The sequence below is a fragment of the Cobetia sp. Dlab-2-AX genome, assembly GCF_024124625.1.
Classification (GTDB): Bacteria; Pseudomonadota; Gammaproteobacteria; order Pseudomonadales; family Halomonadaceae; genus Cobetia.
Genome location: NZ_JAMXRV010000004.1, coordinates 20,756 through 33,550 on the forward strand (window position 1 = coordinate 20,756; position 12,795 = coordinate 33,550).

Consider the following 12,795-nt stretch of genomic DNA (forward strand, 5'->3'; position numbering starts at 1 on the left):
ATCGCGTGAACAGGACTCAGCTGCGCGCGCGGGCAGTGAGCTGGCGGCGCTGGTCGACGCGCTCCCTCTTGCGCTGACGCTTCATGAGGCCTATGACGATGACCCAGTAGCCGAGATAGCCGACCACCATCGTCGTGGCAGGCCAGGCGCGATAGCCGGCGAAGGTCGCCAGCAGTCCGCCGAGGCCGCTGCCATCATCGAGCAGCCAGCTGGAATCCCACAGCGGGTCGAGGCCCGCCGGCAGATAGCCGAGGCCGATCAGCTGCTCGAGGCCCGACATCAAAAGTGACGCCGCCAGCAGCAACAGCAGGATTTCGGTCACGCGGAAGAACAGCTTCCACGAGAACAGGCGTGAACCGAGCTGCAGCGCCATGAAGGTGGCTACCGCGAGGGCGAAGCCGAGGCCTGCGGCCAGCGCGAAGCTGGCGATGCCACCGGACTGCAGGCTGGCGGCGCCCATGCCGTAGAGGAAGACGACGGTTTCCGCGCCTTCACGTGCCACGGCGATGGCGACCAGCGTCGCCACGCCCCAGTAGCTGCCGGAGGAGACAGCGCTGGCCAGGCCGCTCTCGAGTTCTGCCTTGAGCGTGCGCCCCTTGGTGCGCATCCACAGCACCATCTGGGTGATCAACAGGCAGGCGGTCAATACCAGTACGGCCTGGAAGACCTCCTGCGCGATGCCGGTCAGCCAGGTGTTGGCGCCCATCAGCGCTGCCCCCATCAGGCCGGCCAGCACCAGGCCGGCGACGACCCCGCCCCACAGGTAGCGCAGGCCCGCGCGGGTACCGGACTGCACCAGCCAGGCGTGCATGATGCCGATGACGAGAATGGCTTCGACGCTTTCACGCCAGACGATAAACAGGATCTGATCAAACATGCGGACTCTCTTCTACTGACGATCGGTGCGCGCCATCGATGACGAAAAAGACGTCATTGGCACAGGGTGGCCGAGCTTATTCGGCGACGACCTTGCCACGCGCGTCCGGCAGGTGGAAATCATCGAAGAAGTCATAGCTGCCCGCGCGCAGCGGATGGATGACGACGAACGACTTCACGCCCGGTGCCAGCACCTTCTCCTTGCGCAAGGAGTTGCTCTCGAATTCGGCCGGCGTATTGCCCGCGTTGTGCAGCTGGATGACGAATTTCTCGCCGGCCTTCACCTCAAGGACCTCAGGAGTGAGCCTGCCGTTGTCGAGGGTCAGGTCGTAGGACGGCATGTCGCTGGCGGCCGCCGGCCTAGGCAGCAGGGCCACGAGCAGCAGGACAGCTACTAGCAACAGGGCGAGCGCGGGCAGCTGGGCGCTTGCTCGACGGGGCAGGCGAGAAGGCAAGTGAGAGGATAGGCGAGAGGGCAAGAGGGAGGGCAGGAAAGCGGTCAGGCGCATGGGACACTCCGGACGATGAGGAAAAGCGCACACTGACACCAGTACAAGGCGCTGGCGGTAGAGCGACCAATGGCCGCGAGTGCAGGTCAGCACAGGCGGCCATCGAAGGAGCAAGCGGCAAAGGCCGCCTCACGGAATGCAGACATTCAGGGGCATGCAGTAAGGGCAGAGCGGCGCTCAGTAGCCGCCTTTCTTGCCGACGCCGGCATAGACGAAGTCATAGTCGGTGGTGATGGTCTGCGGCCACTCGGCGACGCCGGTTTCCTTGTCGATATGACGCGGCATGTCCGGATGCTGGATCTCGAAGGTCAGGTGGTACTTGCCCGGGCCATCCAGCTTGACGTTCTTGCCGTAGTGGGTGCCGTCATTGGCGATCATCGGCACCAGCTCGCCTTCGATCGGCGCCTCGCCACCCTGCCTGGTCAGGGTGTAGTGAATGCCGAGGTAGGGAATCCAGTCGCCCGGCGCGAAGCCATTGTCGTTTTCCATCAGCGCGTGGATATCGGCTTCCAGGTGGATATCGGCCTGATTGGCCGGCAGCTTGCCGGCCGGGGCCATCACCACCGGCTGCAGGTAGACGGCAGCGATTTCCATGCCGCCTTCCTTGACCGGCGTGCCGATCGGGTATTCCAGTGCCGAGGCCTGACCCGCCACGAACGTTGCCGCCAGGCTCAGGGCGAGCAGGCAAGGCTTGAGCGCGCGGGGCAGAGCAGTGGTAAGGGAGTGACGCTGTGGCATCGGGGGGACTCGCAATGATGGGAAGTGGAGCTTCATTATCCCGATAAGCCTAAATATAACTATTCTCATCCCTGCGCCGCTTGCGTTGCTCATCTTGCAACGGGGCGTTGTTTTAATATGAGCTTGTTCTCAAGTAAGCACGAGCTTCTTCTCAAGTAACAGGGGCGAATGACAGGCCGGGCGGCAGCGCCGGGCAGATCGCGGCTTTCTTGCAACGGCCTCACGATTGCTACACGGCTGCCTCGCGACTTTCTCGCGCCATCTGGTCTGGCGCGCTGCCATGCGGCATGCTGCGCGACATGACGACTCCTCCTTCAGATTCTCCTTCTCGCATTGACCTGCCCGCTCTCGAGGCGTGGTGCCGAGTGCTGCATCAACATCTGCTCGCGCGGCGTCAGCGTGCCTGCCTGTGGATCAGTGGCGATGACCCCTCCGGCGCCGCGCAGGCAATCTGCGAGCTATGGCCAGCGCGTGAGACTGCCCCGTTGTGGCTGGGCACAGGTGAAGCCTTGTCGACAGCGGGCGCGAAGCCCATGCGTGCGCTGGCGATGGCCAAGGCCGCCACCCAGCTGGGTGGTGAGCAGTCACTGGTCATCTTCGATGCGGCGCAGCCGGCGACGGGCTTCGACCCCGATGCCTTCGGCGCCGTTACCGGCGCCCTGAAGACGGGTGGCCTGCTGGTACTGATGACGCCTGCTGCCTGGGCCGCGGCAGACCCTGCGCCAGTGCCGGATGGCGATCATGCGCGTCTGGCCCACTGGCCCTTCGCGCGGGAGCAGCTGACGGCGCGCTATCTGGCGCGATTGGCACGCCGCCTCTCAGCGCACGCCAGTGTGCTGCACTGGCCACAGGGCGGACACCTGCCTGCGCTATCGCTGGATAGCGGTAATCAGGCGGCGCGATCAGACGCCATCGCCGACAGCGACTGCCTGACGCCGGACCAGGCCGCCAGCGTGGCTGCGCTGGAGGCATTGGCGCCTGCGCGACCCGTGGTGATCAGCGCCGATCGCGGGCGTGGCAAGAGTGGCGCGCTGGGCATCGCGGCGGCGCGCTGTCTGGCAGCGGGACAGGATGTCTGGCTGACGGCACCGCGCCCTGCGGCGGTCAGCGCGATCTTCGAACGCCTGGCGGCCCTGCTGCCCCGGGGGCAGCGCGAGGGCAATGTCTTTCGCTTGCCGGCTGGGCAGGCGGATGACGACACGGCTTCCGGCGGTGAGCTGCGTTTTCTGGCGCCGGATGCCATCGAGGCGGCTCGCCTTGCCTGTCACGATGAGCTGCTGCCGCGGCTGTTCGTCGATGAAGCCGCCGCCATCCCCACGCCACTGCTGAAAGGCTATCTGGCGCATTTTCCGCGCATCGCCTTCGCCACCACCGTGCATGGCTATGAAGGCACCGGGCGCGGCTTCCAGCTGCGGTTTCGTCATCATCTCGAGCGCCAATGTCCCGGCTGGCAGGCGCTGGAGATGACGACGCCCGTGCGCTGGGCGCCCGGCGACCCTCTGGAAGCATTGACCGATGACCTGCTGCTGCTCTCGGCGCAGCCGCCTGAGCTGCCTGAGCTGCCTGAGCTGCCTGAGCTGCCTGAGTCATGCGCGAAGAATGCTCAGCAGTGGCTGGAGGGCTGCGACATTGTCGTACTGGAGCGTGATGCATTGGCACGTGATGAGGCGGCGTTGCGGCAGCTGTTCGGCCTGCTGGTACAGGCGCATTACCGCACCACACCGGCGGACCTGCGCCAGCTGCTCGACACGCCGGGGCTCACGCTGATGGCGATTCGTCAGCGCGATGACACGACTGGGCGTGATGCCTGGCTGGGGGTGGTGGCCGCCGTCGAGGAGGGCGGCTTCCCGACGCCCTTAGCGCATGACATCTGGTGCGGCAAGCGGCGTCCGCGTGGGCACCTGCTGGCACAGTCGCTGGCGGCGCATGCAGGCCATCAGGGCGCCGCCGAAGCCCGCTGGTGGCGGGTGCTGCGTATCGCGGTGCATCCCGCATTGTGGCGGCGTGGTCAGGGCGCGCGCCTGCTCCAGGCGCTGGAACAGCAGGCACTGGCGGCAGGTGTCACGCGACTCGGCACCAGCTTCGGGGCCGAGGCCGATCTGGTCGCCTTCTGGCAGGCGCAGGGTTTCGTGCCGCTGCGCATGGGCCTCAAGCGCGATGCCGCCAGTGGCGAGCACGCGGTGATGATGGGCAAGGCCATCGGCGAAAGCGGGAGTGGAAAATCTGCACCGCGCGGGCAGTTGGCGCAGGATGCCTTGCTGGGCGCGCTGCAGCAGGACTTCCAGCGCCTGCTGCCCAGCCTGCTGAAGCATGAGCTGCACGGCTTGCCGCCCGCCTTGGCCGACAGACTGTGGCAGCGAGGAAGTGAGAATGACCTGGCCACGCTGACGCCAGCCGCATGCGCGCAGCGACTGGACTGGTATCGGCGTGGTGGCGGGGGGCTGGCGCTGGTGCGGCCGTGGCTCGAGACAGCGCTCGAGGCCTGTGAGCCTTCACGACTCGATGAGGCGTCACGTCACGGCCTGGTGCTGGCGCTGGGCGGACAGGATGCACCTGCCTTCATCAGCTGGGCCCAGGGGCTGGGCATCGTGGGCCGCAAGGCGCGGGATCGCTGGTGCCGAGCGGCCGCCGGGCGCCTGATCGAAAAGCGCGAATGACAGGGCCGTCTGACAAGCTCATCTGACATGAGCATCGGTAAGCCTGTCTGACAAGAGCAAAACGGCCGGGCGTGGCTCAGAGGCCCGGAATGCCGATCGGGCCGGGCATGTCAGGAATCGGCGAGCAGCCACTCAGCATCAGCAGGCCGGCAGTGGCGGAGATGGCGGTCAGCAGCAGTAGTCGACGAGGCATAGAGGCTCCGATGAAGGTGGGGAATGGCATGCAGCTGTCAGCAGGATCGTGATTGTCATCCTTGCATATTCGAAGTCACTGATCGACAGGTGTCGACAACCCCTAGCCACGCCCGTCCGCTGTTCCGTATGCTCATTGATGACAAGAACAGGAATCTTCGCCATGAATGAGCATATCGATACGTTGGACCCCGCCATCCTCTGGCGTCATTTCCGCACTCTGTGCAATATCCCGCGCCCGTCCGGGCATGAAGCCGCGCTGGTGGCCTATCTGATCGACTGGGCCGAAGCGCATGGTCTCGCCCATGATCGCGATGCTTTCGGCAACCTGCGTCTGCGCAAGCCCGCCACGCCCGGCCACGAGAGCGCAGCGGGCATCGTGCTGCAGGGCCATCTCGACATGGTCGCCCAGGCGGCCAGCGACAGTGATCACGACTTCACTCGTGATTCCCTCGATACCTATCTGGAAGACGGCTGGCTCAAGGCGCGCGGCACCACTCTGGGGGCCGACAACGGTCTCGGCGTCGCGGCGGCGCTGGCCGTTCTCGAAGATGACAGCCTCATGCACGGTCCGCTGGAAGCGCTGTTCACCCTTGAGGAGGAAACCTCGATGGGCGGCGCGCTGAATCTGGCCGAGAACTGGCTGGAAGGGCGCTACCTGCTCAACCTGGATTCGGAGGACCGCGGCCAGGTCTATATCGGCTGTGCCGGTGGCGCGGACATCAATGTTGATCACGAGTTTGCCACCTCGTCTCTCAAGGATTCCGAAGCGGAGCTGGAGCTGACCATCGGTGGCCTGGTCGGCGGCCATTCCGGGCTCGATATCCATCGTGGGCGCGGCAATGCCAATCGCCTGATGTCACGCGCGCTGGTCGCGCTGGCCGAGTTCAAGCCGCGTCTGGTCAGCTGGTCTGGCGGTACGCTGCGCAACGCCTTGCCGCGTGAGGCCACGGTCGGCGTGGTGATCTATGACGAGCGCGTCGCCGCCGCGCGCCAGCGCCTCGCGGACTTCGAGGCCCAGATTCGCGACGAGCTGCGCGAGACGGACCCGGATGTCGCGCTCAGCGTGACCCGTGGCAACGCCGAGAATGCTCTGTCCGTCGAGGACACCCAGCGGCTGGTCGCGGCGCTGGATGCCGCGCCCTACGGGGTCGAGCGCATGAGCGCGGCGGTGGAAGGCGTGGTGGAAACCTCCAACAACCTCGGCGTGGTGCAGCTGCGCGAGGGGCGCTTCCATCTCTGCGCGCTGGTGCGCTCGCTGCGTGATGATGCCGTGACCATGATGGAGCAACGCATCCGTGGGCTCTTTGCGCTGATCGGCGCGACCACCGCGGCCGAGAATGCCTATCCGGGCTGGCAGCCGGTGCCGGATGCGCAGCTGCTGGCGCGCTTCTGCAGCCTGCACGAGAGCGTCACTGGCCGTGCGCCGGAGATCAAGGTCATCCATGCCGGGCTCGAGTGCGGCATCCTCGGGGCCAAGTATCCCCAGCTCGAGATGATCTCCTTCGGGCCGCTGATCCGCGGCGCTCACTCGCCCAGCGAGCGGGTCGAGGTCGAGTCGGTCGGTGAATTCTGGCAGGTGCTCAAGGGCCTGATCACGGAACTGGCCGAGCCTGCCAGGGCCGCTTGAGCAACTCACAGGTAAGAGGCGTCATGTAGACGAACGACGCCCCCGCAGGTCAGCCTGCGGGGGCGTCGTCATCTCTGGGCGTCGTCATGTCTGGACATCAGGCGCTGGCCTGGCCTGATGAGAGTGCGCGGCTTCAGTTGATATTGATGCGGATCGCCGGAATGCCGATGCTCACGCCGTTATGGTAGCGGCGGATAGCATGCCGACCGGAGTCATGGTTCCGGTAGTAGTACGGGCGGTAGCGGTCGTGTTCAATACGCCCATGCTGATAGTAGCGGCGCTTGGGGACATGGCGGCGGATGTCATGATGGGAATGCTGGCGCGAGTGATGGCGCTCCACGCGCGGCTCGTCGAACATCCTGAGGTGGCGGCGCTTGATCGCCTCGTGGCGACTCTGCGGCGTGCTGTGGCGCTCGCCGTGCTGGCCCTGTGCGCGATGGCGATCATCCGCGGCGACCAGCGTCGGCGTGGCGAATATCAGCGTCAGTCCCAGCAGCAGGGAGGGCAGCAGAGATGCAAGGGCTGTGGTCAAGGTCGAGATATGCATGGGGCGGTCTCCCGTATGGTCGGTCAGTCACCCAAGAGGATCCTTGTCGTCAGAATATCGTGTCGCAGCGTCTTTTACGAAAGGCGTTCGCTAATGTCTCCGTGCGTCGCTCGGTGTGTAGTCGTGGTACTGAGTTGTCCAGATTGCGTTGCCTGTAGCGTAAGTGGTTGCTCGCAATAGGGTTCTGAGATGCATGGCTACAGAGTGGCCAACGAACCTCGGAGGTGAGTGGTTCAGCCAGTGCTGCGAGGACACTTCACTTCTGCCACCAAGGCACCGGATTGCGTCCTTGAGACAACGAAAACGCCCCTGCCGAAGTGGCAGGGGCGTCTGTCTGTTCAAGCCTAAGAGCATGCGGCTCTCTAGCTTGCGGATCTCTATCTTGCAGATCTCTGGCTTGCGACCTCAGGCGTGCTGATGCTGGTGCTTGCCTTCGGCCAGTTCCTCGAGCAGCTTGGCGTTGAACGCATCGAGATCTGCTGGCTTGCGGCTGGTGACCAGCGCGCTGTCACACACCACTTCGCTGTCCTGCCACTCGGCACCGGCGTTTTTCAGGTCCTGTGCGACGGAGGGGAAGGAGGTCATCTGACGGCCTTCGACGACACCGGCATCGATCAGGATCCACGGCGCGTGACAGATGGCGGCGACCGGCTTGTGGGCCTGGAAGAAGCTGCGCACGAAGCTCAGTGCGCTCTCGTCCTGACGCAGAGTATCTGGATTGAACAGGCCACCCGGCAGCACCAGGCCGTGATAGTCGTGTTCGCTGGCATCGCTGAGCAGGGTGTCGACCTGATATTTCTCGCCCCAGTCGGTTTCGGCCCAGGCGCGAATGCCGTCTTTCTCCGGCGAGACGATGTCTACCTCGACGCCCGCCTCCTGCAGTGCGGCGCGCGGCACCGCGAGCTCGGATTCCTCGAAGCCATGGGTCGCGAGAATGGCCACGCGCTTACCTTGCAGTTGTTGACGTGTCTGCTGATCGGTCTGCTGTGTCATGCGAATCTCCTTTCCGTGCTTCGGCTCTTGCGAGCGTGCTGGGCAGAGAAGGGGAGAATTCTGCTCTTGGCGTGCGCCACTCACCGCAGTGAGCGCCGCTCGATGATGGCAGGCAATCCCCATCCTTCCGTGCCCTGACACTCAAGACATGGATGCGCGATACTGACTTTCAAGGGGGTAACCCCGCTGCGTTTTCACAGGCCATGGAGTGCCCGATGTCGCTGCTTTCTGAATCCTCCGCCGTGATGTGGTTGCTGGTCGGCGTGCTGTTGATGCTGTCGTTGATGCTGGGGCTGGGCTGGCGGCGAACCCGCGAGCAGCTCCTTGCGCTGCAGGAGAGCAGTGAGGAGGAGCAGCAATCGATGCAGCAGACGTGGCAGGCCTCGCTGGACGAGTCGCGTGAGCGTCAGCAACAGGCCGAGCAGCAGGCGGCCCTGGTCGAGCAACGTGCCGCGCTGGATGGGCAGCAGGCGGAGCAGCAGCAACGCTATCTGAGCCAGTCGCTGGAGGAGGCGCGCCAGGCACGCGATGCCCTGACGGAGCAACTCGCCACGCTGCGCGAATCGCTGCAGGGGCGCCTGGATGAACAGTCACGCGCCTTGAGTGAGCAGCAGACGCTGGCACGCAGCCTGACCCGCCAGCAGGAAGTGCTGGAGGCGCAGCTGCTGGAGCGCGAGGAGCGTCTCGAGACACTGACCGAGCGCTACGCCGAGCTGCGCGAGACCCATGCCTCGCTGGTGACGCGTCAGCGTCAGGAGGCCAGCCATCACGAGCAGCAGTTGGCGTTGCTCAACGAGTCGCGCGAGCGCCTGAGTCAGGAGTTCGAGCAGCTGGCGGGCAAGGTGTTCGAGGAGCGCCAGCAGCGCTTCACCGCCGCCAGTGGCGCCCAGCTCGAGCAGTTGCTCAAGCCGTTTCGTGAGCAGGTCGGCGACTTCCGTCAGCGCCTCGAGCAGCTGCATGGCGAGGAGGTGCGCGAGCGCACCAGCCTCAAGAGTCAGCTCGACCAGCTGGCGGGGCTCAACCGCCAGATCACCGAGGAAGCGGCCAACCTGTCGCGGGCGCTCAAGGGCGACAGCAAGATGCAGGGCAACTGGGGCGAGATGATTCTTGAGACCGTGCTGGAGCGCTCCGGTCTGCGTGATGGCATCGAGTTCAAGCGCGAGGTGTCATTCACCGGCGAGGGCGGTCGCCAGCGTCCGGATGCCATCGTCTACCTGCCGGACAACAAGCATCTCATCATCGATGCCAAGGTCTCCTTGACCGCCTATACCGAGTACGTCAACGCCGAGGATGACGTGACGCGAGCACGCGCACTGCGCGCGCATCTGACCTCGGTGCGCGGCCATGTCACCGGGCTTGCGCGGCGCAACTATCCCGCCATCGAGGGGCTGGGCTCGCCGGACTTCGTGTTCCTGTTCCTGCCGATGGAGCCGGCCTTCGCGTTGGCCTTCGAACACGATGACAGCCTGTTCCAGGACGCCTTCACCCAGGGGGTGGTGATGGTGACGCCGACCACCTTGCTGGCCAGCCTGCGCACCGTGGCGAGTCTGTGGAGTCTGGAGCGCCAGAACGACAATGCGCGTGTGATCGGCGAGCGCGCCGGAGCACTGCTCGACAAGTTCCGTGGCCTCGCCGAATCCCTCGAGGAACTCGGCACACAGCTGGGGCGCACGCGTGAGGCGCATGATACCGCCATGAAGCGGCTGGCCAGCGGGCGCGGCAACCTGATCAACCGTGCCGAGGAGCTGCTGGAACTCGGCGCGCGCATGAAGAAGCCGCTGCCGGAGACGCTGGTGCGCCAGTCGCGTGACACCCTGCATCAACCCGAGCAGTCACTGGATCAGCCATCGACATCCGCGCCGCCGGCGCTTGATCGCCAGCCCGCGCCCGAGCCGCTTGCCAGCGAAGAAGCGGCAGCCAGTGAAGGCCGGGGTGTCACCGGAACGCCGGACGCCGGAGCGCCGGACGCCGGACGCAGGGTCGCCGGGTCGCCGGGCGCCGAAGCCTCGGGTGCCGAAGCACTGGATGCCGAGGCAGGCCAGGCGCCTGCGTCGCTCTCGCGCTGGGAGCTCATGGAGCGCAAGTGGCAGGGCGATAGCTGATCGCCTTCATCGGCGACAGCTCGGCAGACAGCCGTTATGTCAGCCCCTCAGACAGCAGATGACAGTCAACGCCAGCGGCCCCTGCATGGGGCCGCTGGCGTTTTTGCATGGCGAGGTCAACGCAAGCGCGGGGTATCGTCTCCACATGCGGTGAGGGGAGTGCGGTCAGCGCGATATTGTCGAGTCGCGGCAATAATTTCGATCTTTTCTGCATCCATCTTCTCAAGCCCCCCGTAAGTTGGATTGAGCCCGCAGCGCAGGGGCGAAAGTGATAGATAAATAACGTTTGGCTCATTAAAGAGCATTTTCTCAGGAGATGTGCCCATGTCTACCAAGACAAACAAGTCCGCCAAGACCGCTTTTGCCCTGGCTTCCGCGCTCGGAACCGCTGTCGCTCTGTCTACCGCTGTCGTTTCCCTCCCGGCCCACGCGGCGGGCATGGAAAAGTGCTACGGCGTGTCGCTGGCCGGTGAGAATGACTGCGCCGCAGGCCCGGGCACTTCGTGTGCCGGGACCTCGACCGTCGATTATCAGGGCAATGCCTGGAAGCTGGTGCCGGAAGGCACCTGCACCTCCATCGAGACGCCCAACGGCACCGGCAGCCTGGAAGAGATCAAGTAAGCATCACGCGTCGGGGTTGGCTCGGGCTTTCCCGGGCATCCCCCGAACTTGACGTCCGGTGGCCTGGCGCCACGCCGCCACCGGACGTCCGCCGCCTCGAGAGGTCTTCATGCACCAGCCACCCCCTTCCTCCGGCAGTCCGGATTTCGGTACGGCCTATCCGTCCCTCGACGAGATGGCCGTCGGTATCAGCCTCAAGGCGCAGCATGTGCGTGAGCTGATGTCGTCGCGTCCGGCGCTGGGGTTTCTCGAGATTCATGCCGAGAACTACATGGGCGCCGGCGGGGCACCTCATGCCCGGCTGGATGCGCTGCAGGAGTATCCGCTCTCGATTCATGGTGTCGGCCTGTCGCTGGCATCGGAGCGCCCGCTGGATGCCACGCATCTGGCGCGCCTCAGAACGCTCTGCGAGCGTCACCCGCCCACCAGCGTGTCAGAACACCTGGCCTGGGCCGGCCATAGCGGCCACTTCTACAACGACCTGCTGCCGGTACCGCTGACGGACGCGATGCTGGCACGGGTCAGCGATAACCTGATGCAGTTGCAGGACACCCTGGGCCGTCAGGTATTGATCGAGAATCCCGCCCATTATCTGCGTTTCGATGCGCGCGAGCTGGGGGCGGAACTGATTCCCGAGACGCATTTCCTTACTCGCCTGGTCGAGCGCAGTGGCTGCGGTCTGTTGATCGACGTCAACAATGTCTTCGTCTCGGCGCACAACATCGGTATCGATCCCGCGGCCTGGCTGGAGTCCATTCCGGCCCGCGCCGTCGGGGAGATCCATCTGGCGGGGCATGGCGAAGATACGCGTGAGGGTCTGCTGATCGACAATCATGGTGCACCGGTCTGTGATGAGGTCTGGGAGCTATATGCCGACTTCATCAATCGCATCGGGCCGCGTCCGACGCTGATTGAATGGGATACCCAGGTGCCGGCGCTGGAGGTATTGCTGGGGCAGACCACGCGCGCTCAGGCGTTGCTGCACAGCACACGGGCGCAGCAGCTGACGCGCTCCGGCATGGAGGGCGACCGATGACCTCTCTCGAGCGGCATGCCAGCGCTGGTCACCAGCCCGACTGGCAGCGCGCCTTCATCGAGGCTCTCACCCAGCCCGATGCTGCGCTTCTGGGTATCGAGGCAGGCCATCAGCAGCGCCTCGATGTCTATCGCAACAATGTCTGGGCCAGCCTGATCAGTGCGCTGGAAGAGGCCTATCCGGTGACCCGACAGGTGGTGGGCGAGCGCTTCTTTGCGGCCCTGGCCCATGATCATTCCCGCCAACATCTGCCGCGCTCACCGCTGATGATGGAGTACGGGGCCGGGCTTGCCGAGACCCTGCACGTGACCCTGACCACATTGGTCGAGACGCGTCAGGTGTCGGCCGCTCAGCTGCCGTTCTATGCGGTGGACCTGGCACGCTTCGAGGCCGCTCGTCTGGTGGCCTATCACGCGGCGGACGCCGAGGCCCTGGTGCCGACACAGCTGGCGGGATTGCCGCCTGAGGCAGTGATGGAACTCAGGTTCTCGGCGCACCCCGCGGCATGCCTGCTGCGCCTGGAACATGCGGTGCTCGAGATCTGGCAGCGCCATCAGCATGCCGGCGCGACGCTTGAAGGGCTGGATATCGCACGACCGGAGCAGGTGTTGATCACGCGCCCGGCGCTGGAGGTGCAGGTCACGGTGCTGTGCGAGGCCGCTGCCTTGCTGCTCGAACTGCTGCTGGCGGGGCAGACGCTGGCGGATTCGGCAGCGCGGCTCGCGGACGCGCACCCCGAGCAGGAGCTGGGGCCGCTGCTGGCCCCCCTGCTGGCAAGTGGTGCCTTTCGCGCGCCGACCTGATCCTGCTCGGCGGCTTCTTGCTCTGTTCCATCCTGCACGGGTCTTTTCTGCCCGACCCTTCGCGCCCTGGCGCACTCTTGAGGAGTTCTCA

11 protein-coding genes are annotated in these 12,795 nt (G+C 65.2%); 6 read left to right on the forward strand and 5 right to left on the reverse strand.

Annotated elements, in window-relative coordinates; genetic code table 11:
- Positions 1-16: 16 nt before the first annotated feature.
- The 3 genes from NH396_RS07985 to NH396_RS07995 all read right to left on the reverse strand — a co-directional run bounded on the left by NH396_RS07985 (position 17) and on the right by NH396_RS07995 (position 2,123).
- Positions 17-877: an FTR1 family protein gene (locus tag NH396_RS07985; RefSeq protein WP_253062826.1), complete on the reverse strand. Its 861-nt coding sequence runs from the start codon at positions 875-877 to the stop codon at positions 17-19.
- 76 nt (positions 878-953) lie between these two features.
- Positions 954-1,385, reverse strand: a complete 432-nt coding sequence (locus NH396_RS07990; RefSeq protein ID WP_253062828.1) for a cupredoxin domain-containing protein — start codon at positions 1,383-1,385, stop codon at positions 954-956.
- Positions 1,386-1,562: 177 nt separating this feature from the next.
- Positions 1,563-2,123: an iron transporter gene (locus tag NH396_RS07995; RefSeq protein ID WP_054555234.1), complete on the reverse strand. Its 561-nt coding sequence runs from the start codon at positions 2,121-2,123 to the stop codon at positions 1,563-1,565.
- Between the two features lie 365 nt (positions 2,124-2,488).
- Between NH396_RS07995 and NH396_RS08000 the strand changes: the two genes are divergently transcribed.
- Both NH396_RS08000 and NH396_RS08005 read left to right on the forward strand, forming a co-directional pair.
- Positions 2,489-4,780 (forward strand): GNAT family N-acetyltransferase, encoded by a 2,292-nt coding sequence (locus NH396_RS08000; protein ID WP_253062830.1) that lies wholly within the window; start codon positions 2,489-2,491, stop codon positions 4,778-4,780.
- A 355-nt stretch (positions 4,781-5,135) separates the two neighbouring features.
- Positions 5,136-6,602, forward strand: coding sequence for an aminoacyl-histidine dipeptidase (locus NH396_RS08005; protein WP_253062832.1), 1,467 nt, complete (start codon positions 5,136-5,138; stop codon positions 6,600-6,602).
- 133 nt (positions 6,603-6,735) lie between these two features.
- On the opposite strand, the gene NH396_RS08010 is transcribed toward NH396_RS08005, so the two are convergent.
- Together NH396_RS08010 and NH396_RS08015 are read right to left on the reverse strand one after the other, a co-directional pair.
- Entirely contained in the window at positions 6,736-7,149 is a 414-nt protein-coding gene (locus NH396_RS08010) for a hypothetical protein (protein WP_253062834.1), read from the reverse strand.
- A 405-nt stretch (positions 7,150-7,554) separates the two neighbouring features.
- Positions 7,555-8,142 carry a type 1 glutamine amidotransferase domain-containing protein gene (locus tag NH396_RS08015; protein WP_253062836.1) on the reverse strand — a complete coding sequence of 196 codons (588 nt, stop codon included), beginning with the start codon at positions 8,140-8,142 and terminating at the stop codon, positions 7,555-7,557.
- Positions 8,143-8,357: 215 nt separating this feature from the next.
- Between NH396_RS08015 and rmuC the strand changes: the two genes are divergently transcribed.
- From rmuC to NH396_RS08035, 4 genes are all read left to right on the forward strand, one after another.
- Positions 8,358-10,244, forward strand: coding sequence for a DNA recombination protein RmuC (gene rmuC, locus NH396_RS08020; protein ID WP_253062838.1), 1,887 nt, complete (start codon positions 8,358-8,360; stop codon positions 10,242-10,244).
- A 324-nt stretch (positions 10,245-10,568) separates the two neighbouring features.
- Positions 10,569-10,865, forward strand: coding sequence for a DUF2282 domain-containing protein (locus NH396_RS08025; protein ID WP_043333233.1), 297 nt, complete (start codon positions 10,569-10,571; stop codon positions 10,863-10,865).
- A gap of 109 nt (positions 10,866-10,974) precedes the next feature.
- Complete coding sequence (locus NH396_RS08030; RefSeq protein ID WP_253062840.1) at positions 10,975-11,901, forward strand: DUF692 domain-containing protein; 927 nt, start codon at positions 10,975-10,977, stop codon at positions 11,899-11,901.
- The gene (locus NH396_RS08035) at positions 11,898-12,704 is read left to right on the forward strand and encodes a DNA-binding domain-containing protein (protein WP_253062842.1); all 807 of its coding nucleotides are present in this window, start codon (positions 11,898-11,900) and stop codon (positions 12,702-12,704) included. Before NH396_RS08030 ends, NH396_RS08035 begins: the two co-directional genes overlap by 4 nt.
- Positions 12,705-12,795 lie beyond the last annotated feature (91 nt).